Origin of the sequence: Azospirillum soli (genome assembly GCF_017876165.1) — a bacterium.
Taxonomy (GTDB): domain Bacteria; phylum Pseudomonadota; class Alphaproteobacteria; order Azospirillales; family Azospirillaceae; genus Azospirillum; species Azospirillum soli.
The window spans coordinates 45,924-59,264 of sequence record NZ_JAGINQ010000008.1 but is presented as its reverse complement, the minus strand read 5'-3'; the positions used below and the strand labels follow the sequence as shown (position 1 = coordinate 59,264).

General features: G+C 70.7%; 15 protein-coding genes. 8 read left to right on the top strand and 7 right to left on the bottom strand.

The window, feature by feature from the left end:
- The 3 genes from J2852_RS14445 to J2852_RS14435 all read left to right on the top strand — a co-directional run bounded on the left by J2852_RS14445 (position 1) and on the right by J2852_RS14435 (position 3,578).
- Positions 1-726, top strand: coding sequence for a gamma-glutamyl-gamma-aminobutyrate hydrolase family protein (locus J2852_RS14445; RefSeq protein WP_209876619.1), 726 nt, complete (start codon positions 1-3; stop codon positions 724-726).
- Between the two features lie 114 nt (positions 727-840).
- A complete protein-coding gene (locus J2852_RS14440; protein WP_209876617.1) occupies positions 841-3,165 on the top strand; it encodes a sensor histidine kinase in 2,325 nt (774 codons plus the stop codon).
- 65 nt (positions 3,166-3,230) lie between these two features.
- Positions 3,231-3,578, top strand: a complete 348-nt coding sequence (locus tag J2852_RS14435; RefSeq protein ID WP_209876615.1) for a hypothetical protein — start codon at positions 3,231-3,233, stop codon at positions 3,576-3,578.
- Between the two features lie 175 nt (positions 3,579-3,753).
- On the opposite strand, the gene J2852_RS14430 is transcribed toward J2852_RS14435, so the two are convergent.
- Positions 3,754-5,091, bottom strand: coding sequence for a methyl-accepting chemotaxis protein (locus J2852_RS14430; protein WP_209876613.1), 1,338 nt, complete (start codon positions 5,089-5,091; stop codon positions 3,754-3,756).
- A gap of 257 nt (positions 5,092-5,348) precedes the next feature.
- On the opposite strand from J2852_RS14430, the gene J2852_RS14425 reads away from it, so the two are divergent.
- Entirely contained in the window at positions 5,349-7,205 is a 1,857-nt protein-coding gene (locus J2852_RS14425; RefSeq protein ID WP_209876611.1) for an ABC transporter ATP-binding protein, read from the top strand.
- Positions 7,206-7,260: 55 nt separating this feature from the next.
- On the opposite strand, the gene J2852_RS14420 is transcribed toward J2852_RS14425, so the two are convergent.
- The 3 genes from J2852_RS14420 to J2852_RS14410 form a co-directional block, all read right to left on the bottom strand.
- Positions 7,261-8,019, bottom strand: coding sequence for an OmpA family protein (locus tag J2852_RS14420; RefSeq protein ID WP_209876609.1), 759 nt, complete (start codon positions 8,017-8,019; stop codon positions 7,261-7,263).
- Positions 8,016-8,483, bottom strand: coding sequence for a DUF4398 domain-containing protein (locus J2852_RS14415; RefSeq protein ID WP_246499643.1), 468 nt, complete (start codon positions 8,481-8,483; stop codon positions 8,016-8,018). The genes J2852_RS14420 and J2852_RS14415 overlap by 4 nt, the downstream gene beginning before the upstream one ends.
- Before the next feature lie 94 nt (positions 8,484-8,577).
- Positions 8,578-9,198, bottom strand: coding sequence for a DedA family protein (locus J2852_RS14410; RefSeq protein WP_209876607.1), 621 nt, complete (start codon positions 9,196-9,198; stop codon positions 8,578-8,580).
- Positions 9,199-9,349: 151 nt separating this feature from the next.
- On the opposite strand from J2852_RS14410, the gene J2852_RS14405 reads away from it, so the two are divergent.
- Positions 9,350-10,015, top strand: coding sequence for an NnrU family protein (locus tag J2852_RS14405; RefSeq protein ID WP_209876605.1), 666 nt, complete (start codon positions 9,350-9,352; stop codon positions 10,013-10,015).
- A 7-nt stretch (positions 10,016-10,022) separates the two neighbouring features.
- Positions 10,023-10,832 carry a DUF2249 domain-containing protein gene (locus tag J2852_RS14400; RefSeq protein ID WP_209876603.1) on the top strand — a complete coding sequence of 270 codons (810 nt, stop codon included), beginning with the start codon at positions 10,023-10,025 and terminating at the stop codon, positions 10,830-10,832.
- Here the strand turns inward: J2852_RS14400 and J2852_RS14395 are convergent.
- Entirely contained in the window at positions 10,829-11,314 is a 486-nt protein-coding gene (locus tag J2852_RS14395) for an ATP-binding protein (protein WP_209876601.1), read from the bottom strand. The two genes, J2852_RS14400 and J2852_RS14395, sit on opposite strands and share 4 nt — an antisense overlap.
- A 95-nt stretch (positions 11,315-11,409) precedes the next feature.
- Between J2852_RS14395 and J2852_RS14390 the strand changes: the two genes are divergently transcribed.
- Together J2852_RS14390 and J2852_RS14385 are read left to right on the top strand one after the other, a co-directional pair.
- Positions 11,410-11,844 (top strand): CBS domain-containing protein, encoded by a 435-nt coding sequence (locus J2852_RS14390; RefSeq protein ID WP_209876599.1) that lies wholly within the window; start codon positions 11,410-11,412, stop codon positions 11,842-11,844.
- Positions 11,845-11,856: 12 nt separating this feature from the next.
- Complete coding sequence (locus J2852_RS14385) at positions 11,857-12,168, top strand: DUF2934 domain-containing protein (RefSeq protein WP_209876597.1); 312 nt, start codon at positions 11,857-11,859, stop codon at positions 12,166-12,168.
- Positions 12,169-12,213: 45 nt separating this feature from the next.
- Here J2852_RS14385 and J2852_RS32045 read toward each other — a convergent pair whose 3' ends face one another.
- Together J2852_RS32045 and J2852_RS14375 are read right to left on the bottom strand one after the other, a co-directional pair.
- On the bottom strand, positions 12,214-13,017 hold the full coding sequence (locus J2852_RS32045) for a cold-shock protein (protein ID WP_209876595.1): 804 nt from the start codon (positions 13,015-13,017) through the stop codon (positions 12,214-12,216).
- Positions 13,018-13,155: 138 nt separating this feature from the next.
- Positions 13,156-13,341, bottom strand: coding sequence for a hypothetical protein (locus J2852_RS14375; RefSeq protein ID WP_209876593.1), 186 nt, complete (start codon positions 13,339-13,341; stop codon positions 13,156-13,158).

Sequence of the window (13,341 nt, the reverse complement as noted above, 5' to 3'; positions counted from 1 at the left end):
ATGCCCGCCCTGCTTCCCAGCGGATTCCCCAATGGACGGCCGCTGATCGGCGTCACCGCCTCGGTGCACGGCAGCCGCATCGCCTGGTGGGCGAACCGCTTGGCGCTGCGCCGGGCGGGAGCGCGGGCGGTGCGCATCACCGCGCGGGATCCCTTCCCCATCGACCGGCTGGACGGGCTGGTGGTCGGCGGCGGCGACGACATCGACGCGGCCCTCTACGGCGAGACCGCGCGCCCGCACATCCGCATCGACCCCCAGCGCGACAAGCTGGAGCTGAACGCGCTGGACTGCGCCGCCCAGCGGAACATGCCGGTTCTGGGCATCTGCCGGGGCTCGCAGATGATCAACGTGCACCGGGGCGGCTCGCTGCACATCGACATCCACGAGGTCTACGAGGAAGCGCCGCAACTGCGCACCGTGCTGCCGCGCAAGCGCATCCGGATCGAGCCGGACAGCCGCCTCTACCGCATCGTCGGCATCGCCGAATGCCGGGTGAACGCGCTGCACCATCAGGCGGTGGACCGGCTGGGCGACGGCCTGCGCGTGGTGGCGCGGGAATATGCCGGCGTCGTCCAGGGGATCGAGGCGGCGGCCCATCCCTTCCTGATCGGCGTGCAGTGGCACCCGGAATACCTGATCGCCGACAACCGCCAGCAGGCGCTGTTCCGCACCCTGGTCGCCGCCGCCGCCGGTGACGCGGCCGCCCTGAAGCCCGCCACGGCATAGACACCAGCCGGCTCTCGGCACGGCCACCATTTGCAAGGCGAACGGAAGCGGCTATCGTCGGCTGCGGGTTGTGCATGGGCCGGGAGCGGGTGCGTGAATCGGGAACAGGCGGGAATGCCGTTCGATCCCTCCTCCCGGCCGGGAATCCCGGCGCGGCAGGGGGCGCGGCAGGGCGGCGGTCGGCTGCGCCTGCACACCGTCACCCTGCTGACCGCGCTGGCCACGGGCGTGCTGATGGTCGGGCTGGTGCTCACGGTCGGCGGGGCCTTCCTGAACGTCCGGGATCTCGCCGGGGAAGCCCAAACCGCCATCGTCCCGCGCATCACCAGACAGCAGGAATACGCCATCTTCGCCGCGCGCATGGGGCAGCTTGCCGAGGCCGTGCTGCGTTCCCGCGCCCCGGAGGAGCGGATGCGCGCCCTGGCCGAGGCGGAACGCGTCGCGGGCCGCTTCGTCGCCGAGGACATCGAACCGATCATCCTCAGCCGTGTGGAGCAGGCGCTCCAGGCCGCGCGCCGCACCGCCGAGCGCGCCGACGGCATCAGCGCCAAGGCCGCCCGAGTCACCCATCTGCGGGCGCAGGGGGACGAGGCGTTCCTTCTGCTGATGCAGGCGGACGCGCCGCTGTCGGTGCGCGAGCCCTTCTTCCGCGCGCTGGAGGCGCTGACCGGGGCGGTCATCGCCACCGATCCCGTGCTGCTCGACGATCTCGACACCCGCTTCCAGGGCTACGCCACGGCGGCGCTGAACGCGCTGCTGCCGCTGGAACCCGGCGTGCAGGCGCCGCTGGCCCGGATCGCGCGCGACCTCGACGACCTGCGCGGCCTGTTCGCGCTGCGCCGGGACATGCTGGCCGAAGAATCCCTGATGGGGCTGGAGACGGAAATCGCTCACGGCGTCCTCAACGACCTCAGCGAGAGCCTGACCGCCGACGCCGCCTCAGGAACCCAGCGGATCGCCGCCACGCTCACCGTCTACGCCGACAAGGGCCTGCTGATCGTCGGGCTTGGGCTGGGCACGGCGGCGCTGGTCCAGCTGATCCTGTATGGGCTGCTGCGCCTTCATGTGGTGCGGCCGATCCTGAACGCCTCGGCGGCCCTGTCCCAGGTCCAGCGGGAGCGGCGGACGGTGCGGCTGAAGCCCGCCCTGTTCACCGAATTGCAGGCCATCTCCACCAGCGTCGAGCGCTTCGGCGCAGCGCTGGTCGAAACCCACGAATACGCTCAGGCGCTGAAGGCGGGGGAGGAGCGGATGCGCGCCATCCTCGCCGCCTCGCCCTTCCCCATCGTCATCACGCGGGTGTTCGACGGTTCGGTCCTGTTCTTCAACCCGCAGGCGGAAACGCTGTTCGACACGCGGGGGGAGAGGCTGACGCTGACGCGCGACGGCCGCTTCTTCATTGACCCGGCCGACGCCGACCGGCTGACGCTGCGGATCGCGGAACATGGCGCCGTGCACGATTTGGAACTGCGCATGCGCACCGCCGCCGGCCGCCCCTTCTGGGCGACGCTCTCCGCCGTGGAGATCCGGGACGCGGACGAGCCGGCCATCCTCGTCGCCGTCAATGACATCACCCCGCGCAAGCTGTCCGAGCAGGAGCGCGAGGCCGCCAAGCAGCGCGCCGAACGCGCCCTGGCCGACCTGCGCGACACCCAAGAAAACCTGATCCAGGCGGAGAAGATGGCCTCGCTCGGCGCGCTGGTGGCCGGCGTTGCGCACGAGGTGAACACGCCCGTGGGCATCGCACTGACCGGCATCACGCATCTGGCCGACAGCACGCGCCAGATCGCCCGGCGGGTCGAGGACAACACGCTGCGCCGCAGCGACTTCACCGGCTATCTCGGCATGGCGGCCGAGGCCTGCGGCCTGATCGAGACCAACCTGAACCGCGCGGTGGACCTGATCCAGAGCTTCAAGCAGACCGCCGTGGACCAGACCAGCGAGGAGCGGCGCAGCGTCGATCTGAAGGGCTATCTGGAGGACGTGCTGACCAGCCTGCACCCCCGTCTGAAGCAGACCCGCCACCGCGTCGTGGTGGACTGCCCGGAGGGAATCGTGCTGGACAGCTACCCCGGCGCGCTGTTCCAGGTGCTGACCAACCTGACCATGAACGCGGTCACCCACGCCTATCCCGACGGGCGCGCCGGCACGCTGACCGTCACGGTCACCCGCCCGGCGGCGGGCGAGGTGGAACTGCGCTTCGCCGACGACGGCTGCGGCATTCCGCCCGCGCACCGCTCCCGCGTCTTCGACCCCTTCTTCACCACCCGGCGCGGTAAGGGCGGCAGCGGGCTCGGCCTGCACATCGTCTACAACATCGTGACCAACCGCCTGCGCGGCGCCATCCGGGTGGAGAGCGAGGAAGGGCGCGGCACCAGCTTTGTCCTGCGCTTCCCCACGGAAATCCCGGCGGAGCGTGCCGTGGACGCGGTCGGCTAAACGCAGATAGGGGCGCGCCGGCTGCCCGGCGCGCCCCCATCGCAGTCAACCACCCGCGTCAGCGATTGGCGGCGTTAAACGACTGGCGGCGTTACTGGCCGCTGCCGCCGGAGTCCGGCTTGCAGTTCGGCGTGCCCGGCGGGCAGAGCGTGCCGGTCGCCCGCTGGTTGTCGGCGGCCGGGCTGCTGCTGGTCGCGCTGCCGAGGCCGGACGGAGCGGTCGTCTGGCCCGACCAGCCCGAGGAACCGGGCGTCATGGTGGAACCGGAGGAGCCCGGCGCCGTGGTGCTCAGGCCGGTCGCCGGCGACGTGGTGGACGGCGACACGGTGGACGGTGCCGTGGGCGACATGCCAGTGGACGGCGCGGTCATGGTCGGGGACGTCGTTGACTTCGACGGAACATCGGCATTCTGAGCCAGGGCCGACCCGGCCATCAGCGCGAGCGCCGAAACGGCGCCGATCATCAGGTTACGCATCCTCTCACTCTCCATGTGGTGGCGGCGCCATCGTCGGGCGCTCGTTCCTTGTTTCGCCAACCACAACAGGAAAGCCGCGCAATCGTTGCAGCCCAGGCGACGTTTCCCCGCCGTTATGCCACCCGCGCGCTCGTGCCCGCGATCCTGCGGTCCACGATCCTGCGGCCCACAATCCTGCACAGGTCGGCGTTCACGTCGGACAGGCGCGCCAGCCCCCGGCCGACCTCGTCCAGTTCGCGGCGCAGGCCGTCCGGCACGCCGACCGCGCCGGCCACTCCCGACACCGCCCCGGCGAGCGACGCGCCCAGCCGGTCAAGCTCCCCCACCAGACGCCGCTCGTGCCCGGCCAGATCCTGCCGCCCGGCGCCGAGTTCCTGGAGACGGTCGGCCAGCGCGGTCAGCAGTTGATGCTCCGCCTCGACCTTCTGCTGCGCGTCCTGGCCGGCAAGCTGCTGGGCGATGGCCTGCTGCATGCGGTCGATGCCCTTCTGGATCACCTGGATCGCCTCGTTCGACTGGCGGGCCAGATCGCGCACCTCGTTTGCCACCACGCGGAAGCCGTGGCCGAATTCACCGGCGCGCGTCGCCTCGATGGCGGCGTTCAGGGCCAGCATGTTGGTCGCCGACATGATGCGGGTGATGGAACTGACCGATTCCTCCAGCGCGCGGGACTCGGCGACGATCTGCTCGAACCGGGTCTGGTCGGCGTCCGCCTCGGCGCGGCGGCGGTCGAGATGGTCCTGAAGGTTGGCGAGCAGCGCCTGGTTCTCCGACGCCCCGCGCTGTGTGCCGTCGTGGCGCCCGGCGACCTCCCGCCCGCTGTCGCGGATGAAGCCGACCACCTCGGCCACGCTGGCTTCGACGCCGGCCAGACGCTCGCGCACGGTGCGCGCCGCGTCCTCGGCCTGCTCCAGCGCGGCACGCAGGCGGGCGTTCGCCTGATCCACCGTCGCCGGAACCTGGGCGAGCGCCCGTTCCGCTTCGGCCGGAATACCCTGCGGGCGCTGGGCGAAGGCGAGGCGCGCCGCGCACAGGTCGGCGAAGCCGTCCAGCGGCCCGGCCGCGCCGTTCTCGCGCAGCAGCCGGCGCCATGCCTCCGAATCCCGGTGCAGGGTGGCGAACAGGCGGTTCGCCTCCTCGGTGGTCAGCGTCTCGCCGTCGAAGGTCAGATGTTCGTGCGGGATGAAGTTGAACAGCGACGTGACCATGGTCCGGCGCGATTCCAGCACGAAATACTGGCCGAACATCACCACCATGATCGTGCCGATCATGCCGAGCGCCGCCGCCGGCCCCTCCGGCACGCCCAGTTGTTCGAGCGTGGCGTTCCACAGCGGGTTCAGCAGAACCACCAAGACGAACACCGGCACGCCAACCACCAGAAGCAGCAGAGCCTGAGCCTTGAAGAAGCCTTTGCCGAGCATCGCGCCCTCGCCGACCTGAGCAGTGATCACCGGAAATTCTCCTGCACGCATACGGACGCATGGCGCCCGCCTATTTCGCGCAGAGTTAAAACCTTACGCACAGAAAGGTAAAGGGAACATTGCGTTTGAAACGTATTCGAAGCAACTGCACAACATTCGCCAACCATTATGCCGCACCCCGAAATGACACAGCGCCCGTTTATTTAGGTAAATTTTGATTAACCACCCCGCCCCTAGCTTCCGCCGCCCATCGACGAACGGATTGAAACGGGCAAAGGGGCACCCCCATGCACTCCCCCGACATCACGCACGGCCGCGACCCGGACCGTGACCATAACCGTGACCATGGCCAGGGCCTCGCCGCCGGGCTCAAGGGGCTGTACGGCACCTTCTGGCGCCACACCGCCGGCTCGCGCGGCCTGCTCACCGGCTTCCTGACCCTGCTGTTCCTGGCGCAGGTGCTTCGCCTCGGCATCCCCTACCTGTTCGGGGAGGCGGTGAACGCCCTGCAAGGTACGGCGCAGACCGCCGGCGCGCAGGAACTCGGCACGGCCGGCTGGTACATGGCGCTGATGCTGGGGGTCGCCGTGGTGGCTTGGGCGATGCACGGCCCCGGCCGGGTGATGGAACGGTTCGTGGCCCTGCGGGTGCGCGGGCGCTTCGCCGACGCGCTCTACGGGCGCCTCATCACGCTGCCGCTGGTCTGGCACGACCGCAACCACACCGGCGAGACGATCCAGCGCATCAACAAGGCGTCCGGCGCCCTGTTCTCCTTTTCGCAAAATCAGTTCATCTACCTCCAGAACCTCGTCAGCCTGATCGGCCCCATCGCCGCGCTGTTCGTGATCTCCGCCATGACCGGGGCGGCGGCGCTGGCCGGCTATGGGCTGCTGGCGGTGTTCCTGGTGTGGTTCGACGTCCTCATGGTCCGCCTGCTGACCGAGGAGAACCGGCGCGAGCGCCGCTACTTCGCCGGCCTGTCCGACTGTGTGGGCAACATCTCCACCGTGCTGACCCTGCGTCTCCAGTCGGCCACGCGCCGCGTGCTGGGGGAGCGGCTGGACCACCTGTTCGAGCCGATCCGCCGCCACGTCGTGGTGAACGAGGCCAAGTGGTGCGTGGTGGATCTGATGAACAACGCGCTGCGCTGCGGCCTCGTCGTGCTCTACGCGTGGCTGGCGTGGCGGCAGGGCGGAATGGTTCCGCTGGGCACCGCCGTGATGGTGCATCAGTACGCGCAGCAGATCGGCACCGTGGTCGGATCCATGGCGACGCACTGGCAGGATCTCGTCCGTCATCAGGCCGACGTTGCCGGGGCCGCCGCCATCCTGGACGCCGCGCCGCGCGCCGGCGCCTCGGCCAGCGTGCCCGAGAACTGGTCCTCGATCCGCGTGGATGGCCTGTTCTTCCGCCACGCCGAACGCCCCGGCGAGCGGCGTCCGCGTCCGGCGCTGGACCATGTGTCGCTGGACCTGACGCGAGGCACGCGCATCGCGCTGATCGGCGAAAGCGGTTCGGGCAAGAGCACCCTGCTGCGCGTCCTCGCCGGCCTCTACGCCGCCGACGCCGTCGCCCTGTCGGTGGACGGCACCACGCGCCCGGACCTGCGTGACCTGTCCTCGATCACCACGCTGATCCCGCAGGAGCCGCAGATTTTCGACAGCACCATCCGCCAGAACATCACCATGGGCATCGACTACGCCCCCGGCGAGGTGGTGCGCGCCTGCCGTCTGGCCCAACTGGCCCCGGTTCTGGAAACCCTGCCCGCCGGGCTCGATACGGCGATCAGCGAGGGCGGCGTGAACCTGTCCGGCGGCCAGCGCCAGCGGCTTGCGCTCGCGCGCGGCATCCTGGCGGCGCAAAGCTCCAGCCTCGTCATGCTGGACGAGCCGACCAGCAGCGTCGATCCGGCGACCGAGCTGCGCATCTACGACGCGCTGCTGGCCGAATTCAAGGATGCCTGCGTGATGTCCGCCATCCACCGCCTGCACCTGCTGCCGCGCTTCGACGCGGTGGTGCTGATGGACGCCGGCAAGGTCGTGGACATCGGCACGATGGACGAGCTTCTGGCCCGCCAGCCCCGCTTTCAGGCCATGTGGCACAACTACCACGGCGCCCATGGCGCCACGGCCACGGCGGCGTAGGGAAAGCCACTGATCCCCTCTCCCGCCGGAGGCGGGAGAGGGGATTGAGCGCTCCTCAGTACCGCGTTTCGGCCACCGAGCCCGTGTCCGAAATCACGATGTCCACGCGACGGTTCTGCTGGCGCCCCGCCTCCGTGGCGTTGGACGCCACCGGCTGCGATTCACCGAAGCCCTGGACGACGATGCGGCCGGGGTTCACGCCGCGCGCGGCCAGCGCGTCGCGCACCGCCATGGCGCGCTCCTCCGACAGCCGCAGGTTCGTCGCCGACGAGCCGGTGTTGTCGGTGAAGCCCTCGACCCGCAGCGTGCGGTCCGGGTGCTGCTGCATGAACTGGGCGAGGCGGTCCAGCCGCGTTTCCGCCCCCGCCGTCAGCCGGGCGCTCCCGGTGGCGAACAGCACGTCGCCCAGCGTCATGACCAGCCCGCGCTCCGTGCGCTGGGCTTGCAGTTCGCGAAGCTCCTGCTCCAGCTGGGCGTTGCGGGCCTGCAGGCGGTAGGTGTCGGCGTTGGCGACGACCTGCTGCGCGCCCTTCAGCGCGGCCACCTCCTGGGCGATCTGCAACTGCTTGGTGGCGAGATAGGCCTGATGGTCCATCTCCGCCACGTTGCCGTCCCGGCGCTGGGCCTCGGCAAGGCGCAGCGATTCCTCGGCGCGGCGCAGTTCCAGCGCCGCGTTGCCGGCGACGTTCGGATCGGCGGCGGCGGTCGCGTAGTTCTGGCGCGCCTGCACCAGGGCCGGCGTGTCGGTGGGGGTGGCGCAACCGGCCAGCGCCGCGGCCAGAGCGCCCAGGGATAAGAGAACAGGCGTCCTCATGGCGTTCCCTCCAGCGTGCGCGGGCTGTTCCAGCTCGTGTTGCCGCTGTTCACCGGCGGCAGCAGCGGCGCGGTGGCCGAGGTGGTAGGCGCGTTCGGATAGGGCGCGACGGGGACGGCCGTGCTGCGCACCGCGCTCGCCGCCTGCTGGGCGTTGGCCCGCTGGGAGCGCACGGTGGCGAGTTCGGCCTCGACCTGCGCTTCCTCGGCGAGGCGGCGGGCGCGGGTGCGCTCGTCGGCGCGCATGGCGGCGTCGGCAGCGGCCAGCTTCTCGCGCGCGGACTGGTACTCGGTCGGCGCGTACTGAAGGGCGCCGGCCCGTTCGGCGGTCAGGATCGCCTGGCTGGAGGCGCCGAGCTGCGCCGTGGGCGGGGGGACGTCGCTGGCGCACGCGGCAAGCCCAAGCGACGCCGACAGGACGGCGGCGGCGCGCCATCCCAGGGACGTTAAGCGTTTCCGGTTCATGGTTCGGCTTCCTGCTGGACGAACGTGTATGGCCGTTCGGATATCCGCCGCAGCAACGGCCGCCTGCCGCGAAAGTTCCTGGGATTCGCGCGGCTCAGCTCTCGGAGCGCGACAGGCGCGTGCTGCGCCGGTGCCGCACCAGCCGGATCACGTACAGGAACAGCAGCGTCGCGAACAGCAGCAGGGCACCCGGCACCATGTAGTTCGCCAGCTCCGGAAAGCCGGTGCGCACCAGATAGCCGGTGGTCGCCAGCACCAGCACCCACAGGGTCGAACCCGTCGCGGAATAGGCCAGGAACACCGGCAGCCGCAGCCCGCAGGCCCCCGCCGGAATGGAAATCAGTGTGCGCAGCCCCGGCAAGGGCTGGCACAGCATCACGGCGATGCCGCCGCGCCGGGCGAACCACTCGGTCGCCTGATGCACCTGCTCCGGCCGCACGGTCAGCCAGTGGCCGTAGCGGCGCAGGAACGCCTCGAACCGCTCGCGGCCCAGCAGATGGGCGGGCAGGTACCAGACCATCTCCCCCACCGCCGAGCCCAGCCCGCCGGCCAGCGCCACCAGCAGCAGGTTGAAGTCGCCGTTCGCCGCCCCCATCCCGGCCAGCGGGATCACCGTCTCCGCCGGGACGGGGGGCAGCACGCGGGCCAGGATCAGCATCAGGAAGATGCCGACGTAGCCGAGTTGTTGGACGGTGGCGATGATCCATTCGGTCATGTCGCATCTGGAACCGTCCCCGCCCCCGATCCGTTCCGCGTCCGCCTGAGAAAAGCCGCCCGCTTGAGAAAAGCCGTCCGCCGTGCTTGCTCCCCCGACCTCTTGACTGTCATCAAGGCTAACGGTTCGCGATCCGGTGTTTTCTCTCCCCATGACCAGCACGCTCACCTTCGCCGCCCTGCTTCTGTTCGTCAGCCACGCCGCGCCGTCCTGGCCGGGGGTGCGGCCGGCGCTGATCGCGCGGCTGGGGCGGCCGGGCTTCGTCGCCCTGCATTCCCTCGGTTCGCTGGCGACCCTCGCCCTGTTCGTCTACGCCTACCGCGAGGCCGGGGGCGGCATGCCGCTGTTCATCCCCGCCGGCTGGGCGGCTCCGCTGGTCGTCGCGCTGATGCCGCTGGCTTTCCTGCTGATCCTCGCCCGCATCACCACCAAGTTCGGGGAGCACGACCGGCCCAACCCGCCGGCCGGCATCTACCGGATCACCCGCTTTCCCGGCAGCATGGGGCTTCTGCTGTGGGCGCTGCTGCACCTCCAGGCGACCGGCGACGGGCGGCGGGTGGTGCTGTTCGTCACCATGGCCGCCATCGCCCTGTTCGCTATGATCAAGAACGACTGGGTCCTGCGCCGCACCGATGCCGGCCAGACCTTCCGGGCCGAGACCTCCGCCCTTCCCTTCGCCGCCGTCCTGGCCGGGCGCCAGCGCCTTGTGTGGTCCGAGATCGGCTGGGGGCGTGCGCTGGGGACCGTGGCCGCCTATGCCGCCATGCTCATCATCCACCCCTGGCTGTTCGGGGTCAGTCCCCTCTATTGGCTGTGAGGCCGTCATGTCCATTGCTCCTGGGCCCATCGCTTCCAACGCGTCCCTTCTGAAGGTCCTGCGCGACGACGAGTCCGCGCGCGCGCGGCTTCTGGATCTGCTCGGCCCCGACAGCGCGCTGGCCGACCTGATCGGGCAGGACGCCGTTCCCGCCCGCCTGCGCGTTGCCGAGGCCGCGCGCATGGCCGGCGTGCCGCTCGACCGCTTCACCGCCGTGCTGAGCGGGGCCGCCGCCGAGGCGCCCAAGGCGGCTCCGCCCCCGAAGCCCGCCCCCTGCGGTGCCGGCCCGAACGACTGGTTCACCCAGGCGGAGGAGAGCGGGGCCGTCCACCTCGACGTGCGGCCGATCCTGGCCTCGGGCCGCGACCCCTTCGCCGACATCATGGCGCGGGTGCCGGAGGTGCCGCCGAACGGCTTCCTGGTCGTCGATGCCCCCTTCGACCCCGCCCCGCTGCGCCGCGTGCTGGCCGGCAAGGGCTTCACCTCGGTCGGGCGCCCGGTGGGGCCGGGGCACTGGCGCATCTGCTTCCGCCGCATGGACGGCGGGACCGTCCTGCCGCCGCCCCTGCCCAAGCCCGGCGCGATCTGGCGCGAGGGCAACGTCGTGCACATCGACGTGCGCGGCATGATGCCGCCGGGACCGCTGAACGCCGTGCTTCGCCTTGTCGAATCCGGCGAGGCTCCGGCCATCATGGCGCATTTCGACCGCGATCCGGTGCCGCTCTACGCGGAGCTGGAGCAGCGCGGCTGGGACTGCGTCGCCAAGCAGAACCACGGCGACGAGTTCCGCCTGATCCTGCGGCCCCGCGCCGATTAGGCGGACGGACCGACCGTCAGCACCCGGTCGAACTCGCCGGGTTCGGGCGGGACCCAGTCCTTGCGCATGGTGGCGATGATCCACAGCGGCACCCGCGTGCCGCCGGCCGCCGCGCGTTCCCGCAGGCGGCGCTCCAGCTCCGCGTCCGGCGCGTCGAACAGCACGGCCACCCGCTCCCACCCCTCCGGCACGCGGGACAGGATGCGCCTGCGCGCCTTCGCCGTGACGTTGGTGGCGTCCACGACCACATCCAGCCCGTGGGTGAAGGCGTCCGTCAGACGCCGTCGGTATTCCTTGTCGATGGGCTTGGCGAAGGCCCGCCACGCCTCGCGGTAGCTCAGCCCGTTGGCAGCGGCGAAATCCTCCACCACGTCGTCGCGGCTGACGGCGACCGCCCGGCCGGCGCGCTCCGCCAGGAAGGCGTTGCGCCACGTCGTCTTGCCGCTACCCGGCGGGCCCATCAGCACGTAAGCGGTCGGCAAGGCGCTACCTCCGCAGGGTTGTGGCACGCCACCGTCCGCCGGCTGTTGACGGTGGCGGAAACAAACCACTTTCGGGCGAAGGAAGGCTCTTTCCCATGACCATCCGCGACATCATGACCCGCGACGTTCAGGTCGTCGGGCCGAACGACACGATCCGCAAGGCGGCCCAGCTGATGGACCAGCTGAACGTCGGCGTCCTGCCGGTGTGCGACGGGGCGAAGCTGCTGGGCATGATCACCGACCGCGACATCACCGTGCGCGCCACCTCGGCAGGCATGGCGCCGGACCAGTGCAAGGTGTCGGAGGTCATGACCACCGAGCCGCGCTTCTGCTACGAGGACGACCCCGTCAACGACGTCGCCCGCTTGATGGGCGACCAGCAGATCCGCCGCGTGCCCGTCGTCGACCGCGACGAGAGGCTGGTCGGCATCGTGTCGCTGGGCGATCTCGCCACCGACGCCAAGGACGACCGCGCCGCCGGTTCGGCCCTGGAGCAGATCTCCTCGCCGTCCGAACCCGACCGTGGCTGAAGGAGGCATCCCATGGAACACATCACCGGCAGCGACGATCCGCGCATCCGCGAGCGCGCCCACGCCATCTGGGACCGCGAGGGCCGTCCCGAGGGCCGGCACCTCCAGCATTGGGACCAGGCGACCCGCGAGATCGCCGAGGAGGACGCGGCCCTTGGCCCCGACGCCGGGCTCCAAGTGCCCGACAACGCCAGCGAGCGCGCGCTCCGCGAAGCCGCCGAGCATCTGCGTGGCGTCAACGCCGAGAGCAAGGAGATGCACCGCCGTCCGTCCGCCGATCCCGTGACGGTGTCGGAAACCGGCTGGGCGGGGACGCGGACGTAGCGCAAACGGTGCCCCCTTCCCGAGGGGGCACCCGTCCTCTGCGCCTTACGTCCCTTCGACCGACACGGCCTCGGGACCCTTCTGGCCCTGGCGGACGGTGATGCGCACGCGCTGACCGTCGTTCAGGCCCGGCAAGCCGGAGCGCTCGACCGCCTTGACGTGCACGAACACGTCCTGGCCGCCGTTGTCCGGCGCGATGAAGCCGAAGCCCTTGGTGGTGTTGAACCACTTCACGGTGCCCTCGACCTGCTGGGTCGGGCCGCCCTCGGAGGAACGGTCGAAGGACCGGCGCGGCCCACCACGGTCGCCACCACGGTCACCGCCCCGATTGCCGAAGCCGCCGCGATCACCGCCCCGGTCTCCGCCACGATCACCAAAGCTCCGCTCGCGACCGCCGAAGCCGCCGCGCTCGCCACCCCGATCACCGGAGTTGCGGTCGCCGAAGCTGCGCTCACCATAGCCCCGGTCGCGGTCACCGAAACCACGGTTGCCGCCCCGGTCCCCGCCCCGATCGCCATACCCACCGCGATCCCCATACCCGCGGTCGCCCTGCGGGCGCGGCGGACGGGCGGGAGCGGCGGTGGAGGTATCGACCGAATGCAGGGCGCTGACCTGATTGCCCTTGCGCCCCTCGACCACGTCCACGACGACGGTCGCGCCGTCGGGCAGGGCTTCATGACCGGCCGTCGCGACGATGGCGGCGGGGATGAGGGCGTCGGGCTGGCCGTCCTCGAACTTGACGAAGCCGAACCCCCGGGTGGGATCGTACCACTTGACGGTGGCCTGAACCTGAGTGCCGAGGACGACGGGCTGGCGGTAGACGTGCTGGCGCGGCGGTGAACGGTGCATGGGACCCACTGAACTCCAAAAGCAACTGAGGCACCGGCGTGCCCGCCGGCGCATCCCCACACATCGCCCGTTCCGCACCGAATGACAAGACCGCAGACGGGCGGAATCGCACCCGCCCGTCCGTATCCCAAAGATCGTTCAGGAAGCCAACCGTTCCGGCGCCGGAGGCGGGTCCACCGGCGGCACGGGAATGGCGTCCGGCGGTTCGTCGATGGGCGGCCGGGACGGGTCGTCCGGCACCTCGGGAACAATCGGAGGGGGCGGCTGCTCCGGAACGTGGGGCGACGGCGGATGGGGGCCGAAATTCACCATTTCACCCACCAT

Coding starts and splice junctions, on each gene's coding strand:
- J2852_RS14375 (WP_209876593.1), bottom strand. CDS start 13,341: ATGGTGGGTGAAATGGTGAATTTCGGCCCCCATCCGCCGTCGCCCCAC.
- J2852_RS14385 (WP_209876597.1), top strand. CDS start 11,857: ATGGAACACATCACCGGCAGCGACGATCCGCGCATCCGCGAGCGCGCC.
- J2852_RS14445 (WP_209876619.1), top strand. CDS start 1: ATGCCCGCCCTGCTTCCCAGCGGATTCCCCAATGGACGGCCGCTGATC.
- J2852_RS14420 (WP_209876609.1), bottom strand. CDS start 8,019: ATGAGGACGCCTGTTCTCTTATCCCTGGGCGCTCTGGCCGCGGCGCTG.
- J2852_RS32045 (WP_209876595.1), bottom strand. CDS start 13,017: ATGCACCGTTCACCGCCGCGCCAGCACGTCTACCGCCAGCCCGTCGTC.
- J2852_RS14390 (WP_209876599.1), top strand. CDS start 11,410: ATGACCATCCGCGACATCATGACCCGCGACGTTCAGGTCGTCGGGCCG.
- J2852_RS14425 (WP_209876611.1), top strand. CDS start 5,349: ATGCACTCCCCCGACATCACGCACGGCCGCGACCCGGACCGTGACCAT.
- J2852_RS14400 (WP_209876603.1), top strand. CDS start 10,023: ATGTCCATTGCTCCTGGGCCCATCGCTTCCAACGCGTCCCTTCTGAAG.
- J2852_RS14410 (WP_209876607.1), bottom strand. CDS start 9,198: ATGACCGAATGGATCATCGCCACCGTCCAACAACTCGGCTACGTCGGC.
- J2852_RS14415 (WP_246499643.1), bottom strand. CDS start 8,483: ATGAACCGGAAACGCTTAACGTCCCTGGGATGGCGCGCCGCCGCCGTC.
- J2852_RS14440 (WP_209876617.1), top strand. CDS start 841: ATGCCGTTCGATCCCTCCTCCCGGCCGGGAATCCCGGCGCGGCAGGGG.
- J2852_RS14405 (WP_209876605.1), top strand. CDS start 9,350: ATGACCAGCACGCTCACCTTCGCCGCCCTGCTTCTGTTCGTCAGCCAC.